Source organism: Pseudomonas sp. DWRC2-2 (assembly GCF_049897885.1).
Lineage (GTDB): Bacteria > Pseudomonadota > Gammaproteobacteria > Pseudomonadales > Pseudomonadaceae > Aquipseudomonas > Aquipseudomonas azotoformans_A.
Map to the genome: position 1 here is coordinate 280,415 of NZ_JAFCXD010000004.1, position 18,787 is coordinate 299,201.

Genomic DNA, 18,787 nt, shown 5'->3' on the forward strand with positions numbered 1-18,787 from the left:
CGTGGATAAGGTTCTGAACTTCAAACAAGGCCGTGTGCCGCTGCTGATCAGCATGCCCCACGCCGGCCTGCGCCTGACGCCTGCTGTCGAGGCGGGGTTGATTCCTGAGGCGCAAAGCCTGCCGGACACCGACTGGCACATCCCCACGTTGTATGACTTTGCCGAGGCGCTGGGTGCCAGCACTTTGTCGGCCGAATATTCACGATTTGTGATCGACCTGAACCGGCCATCCGACGACAAGCCGCTGTATGTCGGCGCCACCACCGGGCTGTATCCGGCGACGCTGTTCGACGGCGTGCCCTTGTTCCGCGAGGGGCTGGAGCCGAACGAGACCGAGCGCGCCAGTTACTTGCAGAAAATTTGGGGCCCGTATCACCGCACCCTGCAGGAGGAACTGGCACGGCTCAAGGCCGAGTTCGGCTACGCGCTGCTGTTCGATGCGCACTCGATCCGTTCGGTGATCCCGCACCTGTTCGACGGCAAGCTGCCGGACTTCAACCTCGGCACCTTCAACGGCGCCGCCTGTGATCCGGAACTGGCCAGCCAGTTGGAAGCCATTTGCGCGGCGTATCCGCAGTACACCCATGTCTTGAACGGGCGTTTCAAGGGCGGCCATATCACCCGGCATTACGGTGACCCGGCCCAGGATATCCACGCGGTGCAGCTGGAGTTGTGCCAGAGCGCCTATATGGAAGAGTTCGAGCCGTTCCGGTATCGAGCGGATCTGGCCGAGCCGACGCGGGTGGTGTTGAAGCAATTGTTGCAAGGTTTGTTGGCGTGGGGGCAGAAGCGCTACGGCTGACCGTCTGTCGCCTGGGTGCAAAACCCGGTCGCCACAGGTCGCTTTTATCGAGGTCTCGCTGGGTAAGGTTGTGGATACGGCGCGTCAGACGCCACTCCTACAATAAAGCTGCCGAGTGAGACCTCTCCCATGAAAAAACTGTTGTTGACCCTCACCGGCGCCGCGTTGCTCAGCGCCAACGCCATGGCCGCCGAACCGGCCTCCTGCAAGAACATCCGCATGGGCGTGGTCAGTTGGACCGACGTGGTCGCCACTTCCGGCATGGCCGACGTGCTGCTCAATGGCCTCGGCTACGACAGCAAGCAGACCAGCGCCGTGCAGCAGATCATCTTTGCCGGCATCCGCGACAAGCGCCTGGATATTTTCCTCGGTTACTGGAAACCGGCGATGGACAACAACATCGCGCCGTTCCTGGCGGCCAAGCAGGTCAAGGTGTTCGAGGCGCCCAGTCTCGCCGACGCCCAGGCCACCCTGGCCGTGCCGCAATACGTGGCGGATGCGGGCTTGAAGACCTTCGCCGATATCGCCCGTTTCAAGGACAAGCTCGGCGGCAAGATCTATGGCATCGAGCCGGGCAGCGGTGCCAACACCGATATCCAGAAAATGATCGACACCAACCGCTTCGGCCTTGGCGGCTTCAAGTTGGTTGCCTCCGGTGAAGCCGGGATGCTGGCAGCGGTGCAGCGCGCGGTGAATCGCAAGGAATTCGTGGTGTTCGTCGGTTGGACCCCGCACCCGATGAACATCAATATGAAGATGGCCTATCTCACCGGCAGTGAAGACGTATTCGGCCCCGACGAAGGCCGCGCCACCGTCTCCACCGTCACTGCGCCGGATTTTGCCGAGCGCTGCCCCAATGCCAATCGCCTGTTGGAAAACCTCACCTTCACTGCTGCCCAGGAAAGCCAGTTGATGGTGCCGATCATGGAGCGCAAATCGCCGCAGGACGTGGCCAAGCAATGGCTGCGTGATCACCCCGAGGATTTGCAGCGCTGGCTGGCTGGGGTCAAGGCGTTCGATGGCAGCGATGGGGCGGCGGCAGTGCAGGCGAGTCTTAAATGAGTCGATACCCTATTTCGCCTGAGCTGGCAGCGTTCGTGAAGAAGACGGAGTCCTTCACCAGCGACGACTCGTCGCTGGCGGGGTTGCGCCAAAACTATGACCGCATGTGCCGGGCATTCACGCCGGCGAAACCCGAAGGCTTGCAGGTCGAGGACTTGACCTTGGCTGGCGTAGGCGTGCGCAGTTATCTGCCGACCTCGCCGGTTCCTGCTGATGGCTGGCCTTGCCTCCTTTATATGCACGGCGGCGGTTGGGTCGTCGGCGGGCTGGATTCCCACGATTTCATCTGCTTCGAGCTGGCCATGGCCTTGCAGGTGTTGGTGATCGCCATCGATTACCGGCTGGCGCCTGAACACCCGTTCCCGGCCGCCTATGAAGATTGTCGCGCCGTGTGGCAGGCCATCCAGGCGAGGCAGGCGCCGTATGCCATCGACCTGCGGCGCCTGGTGGTCATGGGCGACAGTGCAGGCGGCAACCTGGCGGCAGCATTGTGTATGGGATTGCGCGACGACGGGCAACCGTTGCCGCGCGCCCAGGTCTTGATCTATCCGGGGTTGGGCGGCCCCTGCGACTTGCCATCGCGGCGCGACTGCATGGACGCGCCCTTGCTCAGCAGCGCCGACACCGATGGCTACCTGGCGCTGTACCTGCAGGGCAGTGGCAACCCGTCACCCTACGCGATGCCGCTGCTGGCCGCAGACTTCAGCGGTTTGCCCAAGGCGTTGATCGCCGTGGCCCAGTTCGACCCGCTGCGCGACGACGGCATGCTCTACGCCGAACGCCTGCAAGCGGCAGGCGTGGCCGCCGTGCTGTATCCCGGCAAAGGCCTGGTCCACGGCTGCCTGCGTGCGCGGCGGCAGGTGCCTGAAGTGGACCAGCTCTACGATTAATTGCTGGATTACCTGGGGAGCGAAGGGCTGACACAGGTCTAAGCGCTCTAGGACATGCTCATTGCACAATTCGGGTTTATAGTGCCAGACGGCAAAATAAAAGACGTCCCCCCAGGGATGAACCCGACCCCTTACGGAGCGCGCAATGCAGACTTGGTTCCCGCAGATCAAACCCCACGCCCGGCACGATCTGGCCGTCGATGACATCCACACGCTGTACGTCGATGAAAGTGGCTCCCCCGAAGGCTTGCCCGTCGTCTTTATCCATGGTGGCCCGGGTTCCGGTTGTGATGCCCAGAGCCGTTGCTATTTCGACCCTAACTTGTACCGCATCGTCACCTTCGACCAGCGTGGCTGCGGGCGCTCCACCCCGCGCGCCAGCCTGGAAAACAACACCACCTGGGACCTGGTCGCCGACCTTGAGCGCATCCGCGAGCATCTGGGCATCGATAAGTGGGTGCTGTTCGGCGGTTCGTGGGGCTCGACCCTGTCACTGGCCTACGCGCAAACCCATCCCGAACGTGTGCTCGGCCTGATCGTGCGCGGCATTTTCCTGGCCCGGCCGCAGGACATCCATTGGTTCTACCAGGAAGGCGCGAGCCGCCTGTTCCCGGATTACTGGCAGGACTACATTGCGCCGATCCCGCCGGAAGAGCGCCACGACATGATCGCGGCCTACCACAAGCGCCTCACCGGCAACGACCAGATCGCCCAGATGCACGCGGCCAAGGCCTGGTCCGGCTGGGAAGGGCGCATGCTCGGCCTGTGCCCGAGCCCGCAGCATGTGGAGCGGTTTTCCGAGCCGCAGCGCGCGCTGTCCATCGCGCGGATCGAGTGCCACTACTTCACCAACAACTCCTTCCTGGAGCCCAACCAGCTGATCCGCGATATGCACAAGATCGCCCATCTGCCTGGCGTAATCATTCACGGGCGCTACGATATGATTTGCACTTTGGATAACGCCTGGGAGTTGCACCAGGCGTGGCCCAACAGTGAGTTGCAGGTGATTCGCGAGGCCGGCCATGCCGCGTCCGAGCCCGGCATCACCGATGCCTTGGTGCGGGCGACCAGCCAGATGGCACGTCGCTTGCTCGACCTGCCGCCCGAAGAAGCATGAAGGGCCTGCTGCAACGGGTGCGCGGCGCCCGGGTCGAGGTCGCGGGCGAAATCGTCGGCGCCATCGACCAGGGGTTGCTGGTGCTGGTGGCCGTCGAGCCTGCGGATACGCCGGAGAGTGCCGATAAGCTGTTACACAAGCTGTTGAACTATCGGGTGTTCAGCGACGACGAAGGCAAGATGAACCGGTCGTTGAAGGATATCGACGGCGGTTTGCTGCTGGTGTCGCAGTTCACCCTGGCGGCCGATACCAAGAGCGGGCTGCGGCCGAGCTTCTCTACAGCGGCCCCGCCGGCCCTGGGAGCGGCGCTTTTTGATCACTTGCTGTTACAAGCGCAACAATTGCATGGCAAGGTGGCGTCGGGGCGTTTTGGCGCCGATATGCAGGTGCATTTGGTCAATGATGGCCCTGTGACCTTCCTCTTGCAGACGTGAATGTATTAAAAACGACTTTTAATGCCTAAAAACGCAGGGTTTCGCTACAAATACTTCGTTATCCCTGATGCGTTGTTTCGCGGGCTACTAGATAATCGCGCGCTACGGGGATCAGCGTTGTTTGGTCCATTTTTGACTTAGGTAGAGACTTGTCCGACAACCCATGGGGAATCATTTTGCCCCAGGGGAGTCGGAACAATGCTCGCCAACCTGGCATATAGATAGCTGGCCGTTGGTTTTTTGATCTGTTTTCGGCGAGGGTTGCTCGTGATTGTTAGTCCCTGTAATGCACCAAAATTGTCTGCCAAACGGTTACGAAACGCACTGGTGACGGGCTCCGCCCTGTTTTGCCTGTTCGGCGCGGGTCAACTGTGGGCATTCAGTCTGGATGATGTGTCGGCCAAGGCAAAAGAGCTGGCCGGGCAGAAATACGAAGCTCCGCGCAGCAATCTGCCGAACGAATTCCGCGAAATGAAGTTCGCGGACTATCAGAAGATTCGTTTCCGCAACGAAAAAGCCGAGTGGGCTGATCAAAACACCCCGTTCAAGCTGTCCTTCTATCACCAGGGTATGCACTTCGATACACCGGTGAAAATCAACGAAGTCACCGCCGACAGCGTCCAGGAAATCAAATACGACCCGACGCGCTTCGATTTCGGCGACGTGAAGTTTGATCCTAAAGCCACCGAACAGCTGGGTTATGCCGGCTTCCGTGTGCTGTACCCGATCAACAAGGCCGACAAACAAGACGAAATCATGACCATGCTCGGCGCGAGCTACTTCCGCGTAGTCGGCAAGGGCCAGGCGTACGGTCTGTCTGCCCGTGGCATGGCGATCGACACTGCATTGCCGTCCGGCGAAGAATTCCCGCGTTTCACCGAGTTCTGGATCGAGCGTCCAAAGCCGGGTGAGAAACAACTGGTGATTTTTGCCCTGTTGGACTCCCCACGCGCGACCGGCGCGTATCGCCTGATCCTGCGTCCGGGCACCGACACCATTGTCGACGTGAAATCCCAGATGTTCCTGCGCGACAAGGTCAGCAAACTGGGCGTTGCCCCGTTGACCAGCATGTACCTGTTCGGCGCGAATCAGCCTTCCAAAGTGCTGAACTACCGTCGTGAGCTGCACGATTCCAGCGGTCTGTCGATCCATGCCGGTAATGGCGAGTGGATCTGGCGTCCACTGAACAACCCTAAACACCTGTCGGTCAGCAACTTCACCGTAGAGAACCCGAAAGGTTTCGGCCTACTGCAACGTGGTCGCGACTTCAGCCACTACGAAGACCTCGACGACAACTACGATAAGCGCCCAAGCGCCTGGATCGAGCCTGAGGGCGACTGGGGCAAAGGCACCGTCAACCTGGTAGAGATTCCGACTGCCGATGAAACCAACGACAACATCGTTGCGTTCTGGAGCCCTGCGGAACTGCCGGAAGTTGGCAAGCCGCTGGACGTTTCCTACCGCCTGCACTGGACCATGGACGAAAAAGCCTTGCACCCGGCCGACAGCGCCTGGGTCAAGCAGACCCTGCGTTCTACCGGTGATGTGAAGCAATCCAACCTGATCCGCCAGCCTGACGGCAGCGTGGCCTACCTGGTGGACTTCGAGGGCCCGTCCCTCAAGGCCCTGCCGTCGGATGCCGCGGTTCGCAGCCAAGTCAGTGTCAGCGACAACGCTGAACTGGTTGAAAACAGCGTGCGCTACAACGAACACATCAAAGGCTGGCGCCTGACCCTGCGCATGAAGATCAAGGACGCAGGCAAGCCGACCGAAATGCGCGCGGCGCTGGTGCAAGATGTTGCCCCACCTGCGCCTGAACAGGACTCGAGCCACGTGCTCAAGGCTGATAAGGTCCTGGCCAAGCAGCACGAGAAACAGGCCAAGAAAGACGCAAAAGACAAGGAAGCCAAGCAGCCAGAAGCTGCCCCAGCCACACCGGAGCCGATCAAGACCGAACAAGTCCTGACCGAAACCTGGAGCTATCAGTTGCCTGCCGATGAGTAATTCTCAAGTCCAGCCAGAAACTCTGCAGGAGTATCTGGCGCATCTACCGATGACCGCTGAGCAGCGCGCCGAATTGGCGGGCTGCACATCCTTCACCGAGTTGCACGAACGCTTGTCGTCCTCGACCTTCGACGCGCCGGTCGACGCCGCCCAGGCGTCGGTTGGCACGCGGTTGACCCTCAACACCGCCGAAGAGCTGCAAGACGCGGAAATGCTGGCGGTCGACGCCGCCGGTCGCGTGTGCCTGAAGGCCACGCCGCCAATCCGTCGTACCCGCGTGGTGCCGGAGCCGTGGCGCACCAATATCCTGGTGCGCGGCTGGCGCCGACTCACCGGGCGCAGCAATCCTCCGGCGCCGCCGAAGGATGAGCGTGTATTGCCGGCCGCGCGCTGGCGTACCGTCGGTTCGATCCGTCGTTACATCCTGCTGGTGCTGATGCTCGGCCAGACCATCGTGGCTGGCTGGTACATGAAAGGCATCATGCCGTACCAGGGCTGGTCGCTGGTCGACTTCGACGAAATCCGCAACCAGACCCTGCTGCAAACCGCCACCCAGGTACTGCCTTACGCCCTGCAAACCAGCATCCTGATCATGTTCGGGATCCTGTTCTGCTGGGTATCGGCGGGTTTCTGGACCGCGTTGATGGGCTTCCTGGAATTGCTGACGGGTCACGATAAATACCGAATCTCCGGTAAAAGTGCCGGTGACGAGCCGATTCCGAAAGACGCCCGTACCGCGCTGGTGATGCCGATCTGCAACGAAGACGTGCCTCGGGTATTCGCCGGTTTGCGCGCCACGTTCGAATCGGTCGCCGCCACCGGTGACCTGGACCGCTTCGATTTCTTCGTGCTCAGCGACAGTAATGACGCCGACATCTGCATCGCCGAACAGCAAGCCTGGCTCGACGTGTGCCGCGAAGCCGGTGGCTTCGGCAAGATCTTCTATCGCCGCCGTCGCCGTCGCGTAAAGCGCAAGAGCGGCAACCTCGACGACTTCTGCCGTCGTTGGGGCGGTGACTACAAGTACATGGTGGTGCTTGACGCAGACAGCGTGATGAGTGGCGAATGCCTGACCAGCCTGGTACGCCTGATGGAAGCCACGCCGGATGCCGGGATCATCCAGACCGCGCCGCGTGCGTCGGGCATGGACACCCTGTATGCGCGCATGCAGCAGTTTGCTACCCGCGTGTATGGCCCGCTGTTCACCGCCGGCCTGCACTTCTGGCAGCTGGGTGAGTCCCACTACTGGGGTCACAACGCAATCATCCGCATGAAGCCGTTCATCGAGCACTGCGCCCTGGCGCCGTTGCCGGGCAAAGGCGCGTTCGCCGGTTCCATCCTGTCCCACGACTTCGTTGAAGCGGCGTTGATGCGCCGTGCCGGCTGGGGCGTGTGGATTGCCTACGATTTGCCGGGCAGCTACGAAGAACTTCCGCCGAACCTGCTGGACGAACTCAAGCGTGACCGTCGCTGGTGCCACGGTAACCTGATGAACTTCCGCCTGTTCCTGGTGAAGGGCATGCACCCGGTGCACCGTGCGGTGTTCCTGACCGGCGTGATGTCCTACCTGTCGGCGCCGTTGTGGTTCCTGTTCCTGGTGCTGTCCACGGCCCTGCTGGCGGTGAACACCCTGATGGAACCGCAGTACTTCATGGCGCCACGCCAGTTGTACCCGCTGTGGCCGCAATGGCATCCGGACAAGGCGGTGGCGCTGTTCTCCACCACCATCGTGTTGCTGTTCCTGCCGAAACTGCTGAGCATCATCCTGATCTGGGCCAAGGGCGCGAAAGAGTTCGGCGGCAAGTTCAAGGTGACCTTGTCGATGCTGCTGGAGATGCTGTTCTCCATGCTGCTGGCGCCGGTGCGGATGATCTTCCACACCCGCTTCGTACTCGCCGCGTTCCTCGGCTGGGCCGCAACCTGGAATTCGCCGCAGCGTGACGACGACTCCACCCCATGGAGCGAAGCGGTCAAGCGCCACGGTCCGCAAACCGTGTTGGGCTTCCTGTGGGCCCTGCTGGTGGTGTGGTTGAACCCGAGCTTCCTGTGGTGGTTGGTGCCGATCGTGGGGTCGCTGATGCTGTCGATCCCGGTGTCGGTGATCTCCAGCCGTGTCGGGCTGGGCCTCAAGTCCCGCGACGAGAGCCTGTTCCTGATCCCCGAGGAATACAATCCGCCGCAAGCGTTGCTGTCGACCGAGCAGTACACCCACGAAAACCGTTGGCATGCGCTGAACGATGGCTTCGTGCGCTCGGTGGTCGACCCGCAGCAGAACGCCCTGGCCTGCGCCTTGGCGACCTCGCGTCACCGTGAAGCGGAGCCGATCGAGTACCTGCGTACCGAACGTGTGCGTCACGCGTTGAAAGTCGGCCCGGCCGGCCTCAACAACGGCGAACGCCTGGCCCTGCTCAGCGACCCGGTCGCCCTGGCTCGCCTGCATGAGCACGTCTGGAACGAAGGCCATGCCGAGTGGCTCGCCGCCTGGCGTGACTCGATCAAGGCTGATCCGCACGCGCCGTTGCTGCCGCTGCAACCGCTGTCGTCCCAGGCCCAACCGGCCTGATTCAGACGCCCCCGAGGGTCCTCCTCGGGGGCGTTCCAAGCGCTGGTCCTACAGCGTTTTTCGCTCCCTCCTATCTCCTGCTAACGTCTTGTTTTTTCGAAACAAAAGTCCCTCGTCCGAGGCATTTTGCCGTGCCCGTAACTGAGTTAGCATCGCCCCGGATTTGGACGTGCCATAGGGGTATTCATGAGCAAAGGCTATTGTTTGGCGCTGCTGCTAAGCGCTGCTGCATTGATTCACACGGGGTTGGCGCAGGCCGGTGCGATTGACGACGCCGTGCGACGCGGCGTGCTGAAAGTCGGCACCACACCCACCTATGTGCCCTTCGAAATGACCGACAAACAAGGGCGAATCATCGGCTTTGAAATCGACCTGCTCAGCGTCATGAGTCAAGCGCTGGGTGTGCAACTTGAGCTGGTCGCGGTGCCCTACACCGAGCTGGTGGCGGGGTTGCAGGCGAAGAAATTCGACCTGATCGGCAGCGGCATGACGGTCACCCAGGAGCGCAACCTCAAGCTGAACTTCAGCGACTCGTTCATAGTGGTCGGCCAGTCCGTACTGTTGCACCCGAGCCTGGCGGGTAAGGTCGGCAGTGTCGAAGACCTGGACGACGCCAGCTACCGGATCGCCACCACTGAAGGCACCACCGGCGAGCTGGCGGCGCGACGGTTTCTAGGGGCGGCCCGACTCAGCAGCTTCTCAACACCGGAGGAAGGAGTACGCCAAGTGGTACAGGGCAAGGCAGATGCTTTTATTTATGACGCGCCCTACAACCTGATCGCCCTGAACCGCCCGGAAAACACCACGCTACTGGCGCTCGAGCAACCTTTCACGTTTGAACCGCTGGCGTTTGGCTTGAAAAAGGGCGATTTCGACAGCCTCAACTGGATCAACCATTTTCTCAACCAGATTGCCCAGGACGGCACCTACGATCGTCTTCACGATAAGTGGTTTAAAGAGACCGCCTGGTTGGCGGAGATCGACTGAAAGTCATAACTGCTTACACATCAAGCAGTTGTTTCCATCGACCTTGCACGTGTCTACATCTGCCCTTTGCTGCGCGGTTGTGGGGCTTTTCCGACATACGCCGACAACAAATAGCTGTGAAACCTTTGTGACAGCAGGCGAGTGGGTTAGGATCGCACCCCGAAATGGTGCAGCCCGTTTGCGCGCCGACCTCATAAGAATCGTTCAGGGGACTTGATGATGAAAAAGTATCTTTCGATGCTGCTGCTTGGCGTCACCGCGCTGGTCGCGGTCAATGCGGCCCAGGCCGGTGCCATCGATGATGCGGTCAAGCGCGGCACGCTGAAAGTCGGCATGGACCCGACCTACATGCCGTTCCAGATGACCAACAAACGCGGCGAAATCATCGGTTTCGAAGTGGACATCCTCAAGGCCATGGCCAAGTCCATGGGCGTCAAGTTCGAGCCAATCTCCACCGGCTACGACGGCATCATCCCGGCCCTGCTGACCAACAAGTTCGACATGATCGGCAGCGGCATGACCCTGACCCAGGAACGCAACCTGCGCCTGAACTTCAGCGAACCCTTCATCGTGGTCGGCCAGACCCTGCTGATCCGCAAGGAACTGGAAGGCACCATCAAGTCCTACAAAGACCTGAACGACGAGAAATACCGCCTGACCTCCAAGCTCGGCACCACCGGCGAAATGGTGGCCAAGAAGCTGATCTCCAAGGCCAAGTACCACGGCTATGACAACGAGCAGGAAGGCGTGCTGGACGTGGTCAACGGCAAGGCCGATGCCTTTGTGTATGACGCGCCGTACAACGTTGTGGCCGAGAAAAAGGTCGGTAACGGCAAGCTGGTCTACCTGGAAGAACCCTTCACCTTCGAACCTTTGGCGTTCGGCCTGAAGAAAGGCGACTACGACAGCATCAACTTCATCAACAACTTCCTGCACCAGATCCGCAACGACGGCACCTACGATCGCATCCATGACAAGTGGTTCAAGAGCTCCGAGTGGCTCAAGGACATGGAATAAGGCTTTAGACCGAGTCGTGCCCTTCGCGAGCAAGCCCGCTCCCACACTTGACCGAGTTCCAACATGAGAATGCGATCAAGTGTGGGAGCGGGCTTGCTCGCGAAGGCAGCGTGACAGGCGACACCCATCCCGGAACCTGAAATGAAACAGAAAAAAGCCCAATGGCCCTGGCACCTGCTGACCGTGGTCGTGCTGGTCGGCCTGGCTGGCGCCTTGTACTACGCCACGTCGCTGATGTCCTACGAGTGGCGCTGGAACCGTGTACCGCAATACTTCGCCTACCAGGCTGAAACGTCCCAGCGCGCCGCTGATATCTCCACGGTGGTCGAGCTGGTACGCAAAGGCGATATCGCCGAAGTGACCTTGCGCAACGACGCGGGCGCCGAGCAAAAGCTGACCGTTGCCGACAACAGCCTGCAAGTGGCGCGTGGCGACGATGTGGCCGAAGGCGATGTGGTCGGCGTGACCCGCCATTGGGCGTTGGGCCCACTGATGTGGGGTTTGTGGACCACACTGTGGCTGTCTGTTGTCTCTGGCATCCTTGGCTTGATCATCGGCCTGGCGACCGGGCTGTGCCGCTTGTCCAGCAACCCGACCTTACGAGATTTGTCGACGATCTACGTCGAACTGGTACGCGGCACGCCGCTATTGGTGCAGATCTTCATTTTCTACTTCTTTATCGGAACGGTGCTCAACCTGTCCCGGGAATTTGCCGGGATCGCCGCGCTGTCGCTGTTCACCGGCGCTTATGTAGCGGAAATCGTGCGCGCTGGCGTGCAGTCCATCACCCGTGGCCAGAACGAAGCCGCGCGGTCCCTGGGCCTGAGTGCCAGCCAGTCAATGCGCCATGTGGTATTGCCGCAGGCGTTCAAGCGCGTGCTGCCGCCGTTGGCCGGGCAATTTATCAGCCTGGTGAAAGACACTTCGCTGGTCTCGGTGATTGCGATTACCGAACTGCTCAAGAGCGGCCGCGAGGTGATCACCACCTCGTTCTCGCCGTTTGAAATCCTGTTCTGCGTCGCAGGCCTGTACCTGCTGATCAACCTGCCGCTGTCGAAAATGGCCAGCCGGCTTGAGCGGAGGCTCGCGCAAAGTGATTGAAGTCCGCGATCTGGTAAAAGTCTTCGACACCCGTGGGCAGGTGGTCCGCGCGGTCGACAACGTGACCACCCAGGTGGCCAAGGGTGAAGTGCTGGTGGTGATCGGCCCGTCCGGCTCCGGCAAGTCCACCTTCTTGCGCTGCCTCAATGGCCTGGAAGAATTCGACTCGGGCTCGGTGAGCATCGACGGCCTGCAACTGGCCGACCCGAAGACCGATGTAAATGCCTATCGCCGCGAAGTCGGCATGGTGTTCCAGCACTTCAACCTGTTCCCCCACATGACCGTGCTGGAAAACCTGTGCCTGGCGCAGAAAGTCGTGCGCAAGCGCAGCAAGAAGGAGCGCGAGGCCAAAGCCCTGGCGTTGCTGGAAAAGGTCGGAATTGCACAGAAGGCCAATGAGTTTCCATCTCGCTTGTCCGGCGGTCAGCAGCAGCGTGTCGCGATTGCCCGAGCCTTGGCGATGGACCCTAAGGTCATGCTGTTTGACGAGCCCACCTCGGCACTGGACCCGGAAATGGTCGGCGAAGTGCTGGACGTGATGAAGACCCTGGCCCTGGAAGGCATGACCATGGTCTGTGTCACCCACGAAATGGGTTTTGCCCGTGAAGTGGCTGACCGCGTGCTGTTTTTCGACCATGGCAAGTTGCTGGAAGACGCCGCCCCGGCCGCGTTCTTCGATGCGCCGAAAGACCCACGGGCCCAAGCTTTCCTGCGTCAGGTCCTATAGCCTGAATTTGCCCACCAGCGCCTGCAGATCCAGGCTCAGCCGGGTTAGCTGAACACTCGCCGCCGCCGTCTCCTCACTGGCGGCGGCAGTTTGTTCGGATACATCGCGCACCTTCAACACACTGCGATTGATCTCTTCCGCCACTGCACTCTGTTCCTCGGCGGCGGCGGCGATCTGCGGGTTCATTTCCTGGATGATCGACACTGTGCGGATAATCGCCGCGAGTGCATCGCCTGCATCACGGCTCAGGTCGACGCTGTAGTCAGTCAGGGCGCGGCTGCCGTCCATGATATCGGCCACCTGCTGGGTGCCGGTGTGCAATCCGAGTATCAGCCCTTCGATCTCTTCAGCGGATGCCTGGGTGCGCTGGGCCAGGCTGCGCACTTCGTCGGCGACTACGGCAAACCCGTCGCCTGCCGTACCCGCGCGTGCGGCTTCAATGGCAGCGTTCAGGGCCAGCAAGTTGGTCTGCTGCGACACGGACTTGATGACGTCCAGCACGCCCCCGATCTTTTGACTCTCTTGTTGCAGTGCAATCATGGCCTGGCCCGCGCGCGCCATTTCGTGGGCCAGATGACCAATCTGCTCCACCGCCTGCCCGACCACCCGGTCCCCGGCGGTGGCTTGATGATCGGCTTCATTGGCCGCTGCCGATGCTTGTTCGGCATGTCGCGCCACTTCCTGGGCGGTGGCGAGCATTTCATTCATCGCGGTGGCGACTTGGTCGGTCTCGTCCTTCTGGTTGCTGATGCCTGCGCGGGTTTGCTCCGTCACCGCCGACAGCTGTGTGGCGGCAGTGGCGATCTGTCGGGCGCTGTCACTGATGCCGCTGATCAGGCTGCGCAGGTTGCGGGTCATGTCGCCGATGGCCTGTTGCAGTTGGCCCAGCTCATCGTGGCGCTCTGCGTGGATGTTGTGACTGAGATCGCCCTGGGCGATGCGGTTCGCCGATGCCAGTACCTGGCGCAGCGGCACGGCGATCTGCCGGGCAATCCACCAGGCAGCCAGCGAACCGAGCAGTAGGGCCGCAGCCGTGACGCTGATGAGTAGCGTCCGGGTGTGGTTCGCTTCGGTGTCGCGCTTGAGCGTCTGGCTTTGGCTAACGAATTCGCTGTGTTCGAGCAACTGGTTGAGCTGCTGTTCAAGACGATTCTGTACGGTCTCTGTGGTGATCTGCGCCTCCTTGAGCTTTACCAACTGCGTGCGATAGTTTGCCAAGTCGGCTTTGAGCAGGGTTGAGTCAACGGGTAGCTCGGTGACAGCGGCTTGAGCTACGTCCAGCGCGTCGAGGGTCTTACCGACAGCTTCTGAATAGGCTTGTAATGACTCGGCAGCCCAAGCGGGGCTTTGGGCTTGGCCTTCGGCGTGCGTTATGGCCTGGCGCAGGTTTTCTACAACCTCCAGGGCAGGCTGGTCTTGTCGGTCAGGCAGCCCACGGGCGAGTTGAGCCAGAGTCTCGTTGGTTCGGAGTACGGTTTTCTTGAGCGGGGGGCGTGTGTTTTCCCGTTGTTGGATCAGGGAGGGCAGCTCCAAAAGCTCGGCATTGAAGCTGATCACCAGACGCTCTGCCTCCTGAATACGCGCCCGATCGGCTGGGTCTATCAGGTGAGTTGTCAGGTAGTTGAGGTGCTGATCGATGCGTTCGAGCTGCTGTTTCATTTTGTCCAGGCTGGCGGTGTCCGTAAGCGTTCGGTAAACAATACGGTCCGCACGCATGGCTTCGGCGACCGCGGCCAGTTGACCAAGCACAGCCAGGTTGCTTGAGCGGAACAGTACGGTGTTGAGGGCCTGCCAGCCCGTGCCGGCGATGGTGAAGCTGAGTATCAGCACCAGGCCAAACCCCAGTGCGAGCTTGAGGCGGACGCTGGCATTGGCCAGCAAGCGGGTCAGCCGAGAGAGCATGATGAACCTCCGAATCTGAAGAAGCGTTTCGCAACTAAGGAAACGCTAATTCGATTCGGTGTAACGCTGGGCTGATAACTACGTAGGACGTTTCACAAATTTTGGATCAGATCCGGAAACGCCCCACCAGCGTCTGCAGGTAAATCCCCAGGCGGGCCAGCTCGGCACTGGATGCAGCGGTTTCTTCACTGGCCGACGAGGTCTGTTCCGACACATCGCGCACGTTCAACACGCTGCGGTTGATCTCTTCCGCCACTGCGCTTTGTTGCTCGGCGGCCGTGGCGATCTGTGAGTTCATCGCCTGGATGGTCGAGACCGTGCGGGTGATACTCGCCAAGGCGCTGCCGGCACGGCGGGTCAGTTCGACGCTGCTGTCGGTCAAGCCACGGCTGTTGTCCATGATGGTCGCCACTTGCTGCGTGCCGCTTTGCAGGCCGACGATCAGCTCTTCGATCTCTTCGGTGGACTTCTGGGTACGTTGGGCCAGGCTGCGCACTTCGTCCGCCACCACGGCGAAGCCACGCCCGGCCTCACCGGCGCGCGCAGCTTCAATCGCGGCGTTGAGGGCCAGTAGGTTGGTTTGCTGGGCCACGGACTTGATCACGTCGAGCACGCTGCCGATCTTGTCGCTTTCGCGCTTCAGGTCACCCATGGCGACCGTGGAGTTGCCCACTTCGGTGGCCAGGCGTTCGATCTGGGCGATGGCTTCGCCGACCACCTTGTCGCCTTCTCGGGCTTGTTGGTCAGCCGCCACGGCGGCTTCAGAGGCCTCCTCGGCGTTGCGCGCGACTTCCTGAACAGTGGCGGCCATTTCGTTCATGGCGGTGGCAACCTGATCGGTCTCGACCTTCTGGCTGTTGACCCCGGCGCTGGTCTGTTCGGTCACGGCCGACAGTTGCTCGGCGGCGCTGGCGATCTGGGTGACACCGTCGCTGATACCACCGATCAGCTCGCGCAGGCCGACGGTCATGCTCTGCATGGCGCGTTGCAGCTGCCCCAGTTCGTCCTGGCGCGTGGAAGTCAGGTTGTGGCTCAGGTCGCCGGAGGCGACGCGCTCGGCGACCTTGAGGGTCTGGTTCAGTGGGATGACGATCTGGCGTGTGATCGCCCAAGCAGCAACCAGGCCGAAGATCAGCGCCAGCACCGTCGCCAGCAGCAAGAGTTGTTTGGCATGCGCCGCGTCGGTGTCGCGCACCACGGTTTGCGAGGTGGTGAGCTTTTCGCTGTGGCCCAGCAGGATATCGCCCTGGGCACTCATGATTTTCAGCGCCTCGGCGGCGGCGGTCTGGGAGTCACGGTACTGGCTGACGGCCGCGCGGTAGGCTTGCAGCGAGGTGCTGGCCTGCTGCAGGTTGGCCTGGTACTGCGCGGGCAGTTGGCCTTCCAGTTCGGTGATCTTCTTGATGGCGTTATCAATGGCATCGAGGGCCGGCTGTTCAGCCTCGACCTTGGCGCTATAGGTGTAGCCGCGCACCTGGAAGCGCGCTTGCTGAATCAGTTTGCTCAGGTCGACCACGCTGTTGAACTGGGTGACGCTGTCGCCTTGCAGCAGGCTTTTTTCGACCTCGCTGACCTTCGCCACGGCGTTGTCGGCGGTGTCGCCCAGTTTGCTGCGGGCACCTTCACGCTTGAGCCCGGCCTGGACCATGGCGGCAAAAGCCTTTTTATATTGGTTCAGGGCGTCTTGTTGCTGCTCCACCAGGGCCTTGTCGTCGGGTTGCTCGATCAGGTCGGCGGCGGTTTTCAGGCCACTGTCCAGTTTGGTGATCAAGTTGTTGACGGCGTCGGTGCCTTGTTCACCGCGACGCATTTCGAAGTCCAGGCGCGCCAGGCGCAAGTCCTTGGTCAGGCCGTTGAGGCTGGAGATATAGCCCAGCTTGTCACCGCGATTGATCACATCGCCCAGGCCGGTCCAGCCGGTGAAGGTGATCAACAGCGTCAGGATCAACACCAAGCCAAAGCCTACGCCCAGCTTGCGATTGACGCTTACATTCCCCAGCTTTTCGGCTAACCAACGATACATGCTGCGAACTCCCCTGGAACAAGGCTTGGACTTATTAAGAGCTTATCGGCAGCGTAGGTGAGTTCTGTAGGAACAAGGTCGAATGTCGGAGAGGGTTTGTGTGGTGAGCGGGCTTGCCCCGCGCTGGGTGGCGGAGCCGCCCTAAACCCAGGCATCGCGGTCTTGCTGATACACTGCGGCGTCCTTGTTGGGGCCGCTGCGCAGCCCAGCGCGGGGCAAGCCCGCTCACCACAAAAAGCCCATCCATCCGGAGTAAGCGGGGTTAGAACAAGCGGGCGAGCAGGGCGGTGACGGCGGTTTCGACGCGCAGGATTCGGGCGCCGAGCTGCACGGGCTGTAAGCCGGCCTTGGTCAGCAGGTCCACTTCGTAGGGGATCCAGCCGCCTTCCGGGCCGATTGCCAGGGTCACCGGCTCGTCCAGCCCGCGTGGGCAGGCCGGGTAATCACCGGGATGGCCGATAAGGCCCAAGGTGCCTGCGGTCATGGCCGGCAGGCGGTCTTCGACGAAGGGTTTGAAGCGTTTTTCGATGATGATCTCGGGCAAGATCGTGTCGCGTGCCTGTTCCAGTCCGAGGATCAGTTGCTCGCGAATCGCTTCGGGTTCCAGGAACGGGGTTTGCCAGAAGCTCTTCTCGACGCGGTAGCTGTTGAGCAGCACCACCTTGGGCACGCCCATGGCGGCTACGGTCTGCAGCACCCGACGCAGCATCTTCGGGCGCGGCAGCGCCAGCAGCAGGGTCAGCGGCAGTTTGGCCGGCGGCGGTTGGTCGAAGCTGACGTGCAGCTCTGCTTCCGCTGCATCCAGACGCAGCAGTTGGGCATTGCCCATCTGCCCGCCGATGCGGCCGACGCGCAGGCTGTCGCCGACGGCGGCGCGATGGACTTCCTGCATGTGCACCAGGCGCCGATCACGCAGCACCACACGGTCGGCCGCGATGAAGTCGGCCTCTTCGAGGAGCAGCAGGTTCACGGCTGGGTCGCTGGCGGCTGGTCGTCGTCGGGTTGGTCATCCGGGTGTTCGCCGCGCTTGCTGATCAAGCCGCTGAACAGGATGCCGATCTCGAACAGCATCCACATCGGCACGGCCAGCAGGGTCTGGGAGAAGATGTCCGGTGGCGTGAGGATCATGCCGACCACGAAGCAGCCGATGATCACGTACGGGCGGATCTTCTTCAGGTACGCCACGTTGACCACGCCGATCCATACCAGCAGCACCACGGCCACCGGGATTTCGAAGGCCACGCCAAAGGCGAAGAACAGCGTCATCACAAAGTCGAGGTAGCTGGTGATGTCAGTCATCATTTCCACGCCGGCCGGGGTGGCGGCGGCGAAGAACTTGAAGATCAGCGGGAACACCAGGAAGTAGGCGAACGCCATGCCGGTGTAGAACAGCAGGATGCTCGACACCAGCAGCGGCACGGCGATGCGCTTCTCATGCTTGTACAGGCCCGGCGCGATAAAGCCCCAGATCTGGTGCAGGATCACCGGGATCGCCAGGAACAGCGAGACCATCATGGTCAGCTTCAACGGCGTGAGGAACGGCGACGACACGTCGGTGGCGATCATCGTCGCACCGGCCGGCAGGTATTGGCGCAGCGGCGTGGAGACGAAGGTGTAGATCTGCTGGGTAAAGGCGAACAACCCGGCAAAGATGATGAAGATGGCCGCTACGCAACGCAGCAGGCGGGTACGCAGCTCGGTGAGGTGCGAGACCAGCGGCATATGCTGGTCGTTTTCCGGTTTATCAGCGCTCATGGGGCTCGCGGCGGCAATGTAGGGTCATGGGGCGCGGGCGACGCGGTGGGCGTCGGCGCAGGCTCGGTGGGCGCGGTCGGTACCACGGGTGCGGCTTCGGCAACCGGTGCAATGCTGTTTTCAGGCACAGGCTCCGCCGGTTTGGCGGGCTCCTGCACCGGCGACAGAATCTTCCGGGCTTCCTGCTCCAACGACAGGATGTGCTCGTTGTGCAGTTGCCGGCGGATCTCGTCCGCGCCGATTTCCCGTTCAACTTCCTGTTTGATGGCGTTGAAACTGCGTTTCAGGCGCCCGATCCACAGGCCGGCCGTGCGTGCGGCACCGGGCAGGCGTTCCGGCCCCAGTACCAGCAAGGCGACGAGGCCGACGAGCAGCAGTTCAGAGAAGCTGATACCAAACATTA

The 18,787-nt window shown here is 61.4% G+C and carries 16 protein-coding genes and 1 pseudogene; 11 read left to right on the forward strand and 6 right to left on the reverse strand.

Annotation, left to right across the window (positions count from 1 at the left end):
* Position 1: 1 nt before the first annotated feature.
* The 11 genes from hutG (at position 2) to ACP7EW_RS20190 (ending at position 12,704) form a co-directional block, all read left to right on the forward strand.
* The gene (gene hutG / locus ACP7EW_RS20140; RefSeq protein WP_426219214.1) at positions 2-802 is read left to right on the forward strand and encodes an N-formylglutamate deformylase; all 801 of its coding nucleotides are present in this window, start codon (positions 2-4) and stop codon (positions 800-802) included.
* Between the two features lie 129 nt (positions 803-931).
* Complete coding sequence (locus ACP7EW_RS20145; RefSeq protein WP_426219216.1) at positions 932-1,864, forward strand: choline ABC transporter substrate-binding protein; 933 nt, start codon at positions 932-934, stop codon at positions 1,862-1,864.
* The gene (locus ACP7EW_RS20150) at positions 1,861-2,754 is read left to right on the forward strand and encodes an alpha/beta hydrolase (protein WP_426219218.1); all 894 of its coding nucleotides are present in this window, start codon (positions 1,861-1,863) and stop codon (positions 2,752-2,754) included. Before ACP7EW_RS20145 ends, ACP7EW_RS20150 begins: the two co-directional genes overlap by 4 nt.
* 145 nt (positions 2,755-2,899) lie before the next feature.
* On the forward strand, positions 2,900-3,871 hold the full coding sequence (pip, locus tag ACP7EW_RS20155) for a prolyl aminopeptidase (RefSeq protein WP_033897725.1): 972 nt from the start codon (positions 2,900-2,902) through the stop codon (positions 3,869-3,871).
* Entirely contained in the window at positions 3,868-4,305 is a 438-nt protein-coding gene (dtd, locus tag ACP7EW_RS20160) for a D-aminoacyl-tRNA deacylase (protein ID WP_033897726.1), read from the forward strand. Before pip ends, dtd begins: the two co-directional genes overlap by 4 nt.
* Before the next feature lie 267 nt (positions 4,306-4,572).
* On the forward strand, positions 4,573-6,309 hold the full coding sequence (locus tag ACP7EW_RS20165; protein ID WP_426219220.1) for a glucan biosynthesis protein G: 1,737 nt from the start codon (positions 4,573-4,575) through the stop codon (positions 6,307-6,309).
* Positions 6,302-8,872 (forward strand): glucans biosynthesis glucosyltransferase MdoH, encoded by a 2,571-nt coding sequence (mdoH, locus tag ACP7EW_RS20170; RefSeq protein ID WP_033897727.1) that lies wholly within the window; start codon positions 6,302-6,304, stop codon positions 8,870-8,872. The genes ACP7EW_RS20165 and mdoH overlap by 8 nt, the downstream gene beginning before the upstream one ends.
* Before the next feature lie 186 nt (positions 8,873-9,058).
* Positions 9,059-9,859, forward strand: coding sequence for a transporter substrate-binding domain-containing protein (locus tag ACP7EW_RS20175; protein ID WP_426219223.1), 801 nt, complete (start codon positions 9,059-9,061; stop codon positions 9,857-9,859).
* A 219-nt stretch (positions 9,860-10,078) separates the two neighbouring features.
* Positions 10,079-10,876, forward strand: coding sequence for a transporter substrate-binding domain-containing protein (locus ACP7EW_RS20180; protein WP_025999974.1), 798 nt, complete (start codon positions 10,079-10,081; stop codon positions 10,874-10,876).
* 141 nt (positions 10,877-11,017) lie between these two features.
* The gene (locus tag ACP7EW_RS20185) at positions 11,018-11,977 is read left to right on the forward strand and encodes an amino acid ABC transporter permease (protein WP_061434965.1); all 960 of its coding nucleotides are present in this window, start codon (positions 11,018-11,020) and stop codon (positions 11,975-11,977) included.
* Positions 11,970-12,704 carry an amino acid ABC transporter ATP-binding protein gene (locus ACP7EW_RS20190; RefSeq protein ID WP_033897730.1) on the forward strand — a complete coding sequence of 245 codons (735 nt, stop codon included), beginning with the start codon at positions 11,970-11,972 and terminating at the stop codon, positions 12,702-12,704. Before ACP7EW_RS20185 ends, ACP7EW_RS20190 begins: the two co-directional genes overlap by 8 nt.
* Here the strand turns inward: ACP7EW_RS20190 and ACP7EW_RS20195 are convergent.
* The 6 genes and pseudogenes from ACP7EW_RS20195 to tatB form a co-directional block, all read right to left on the reverse strand.
* Positions 12,699-14,606: a methyl-accepting chemotaxis protein gene (locus ACP7EW_RS20195; RefSeq protein WP_426219226.1), complete on the reverse strand. Its 1,908-nt coding sequence runs from the start codon at positions 14,604-14,606 to the stop codon at positions 12,699-12,701. The genes ACP7EW_RS20190 and ACP7EW_RS20195 overlap by 6 nt on opposite strands.
* A gap of 106 nt (positions 14,607-14,712) precedes the next feature.
* Positions 14,713-15,585 (reverse strand): methyl-accepting chemotaxis protein, encoded by an 873-nt coding sequence (locus ACP7EW_RS20200; protein ID WP_371317946.1) that lies wholly within the window; start codon positions 15,583-15,585, stop codon positions 14,713-14,715.
* 33 nt (positions 15,586-15,618) lie between these two features.
* Positions 15,619-16,629, reverse strand: a pseudogene (locus ACP7EW_RS20205) (methyl-accepting chemotaxis protein); the annotation flags it as partial.
* Positions 16,630-16,891: 262 nt separating this feature from the next.
* The gene (locus ACP7EW_RS20210) at positions 16,892-17,599 is read right to left on the reverse strand and encodes a 16S rRNA (uracil(1498)-N(3))-methyltransferase (RefSeq protein WP_426219228.1); all 708 of its coding nucleotides are present in this window, start codon (positions 17,597-17,599) and stop codon (positions 16,892-16,894) included.
* Entirely contained in the window at positions 17,596-18,384 is a 789-nt protein-coding gene (gene tatC, locus ACP7EW_RS20215; RefSeq protein WP_010213805.1) for a twin-arginine translocase subunit TatC, read from the reverse strand. Before tatC ends, ACP7EW_RS20210 begins: the two co-directional genes overlap by 4 nt.
* Positions 18,381-18,785, reverse strand: coding sequence for a Sec-independent protein translocase protein TatB (tatB, locus tag ACP7EW_RS20220; protein ID WP_426219230.1), 405 nt, complete (start codon positions 18,783-18,785; stop codon positions 18,381-18,383). Before tatB ends, tatC begins: the two co-directional genes overlap by 4 nt.
* Between the last annotated feature and the right edge of the window lie 2 nt (positions 18,786-18,787).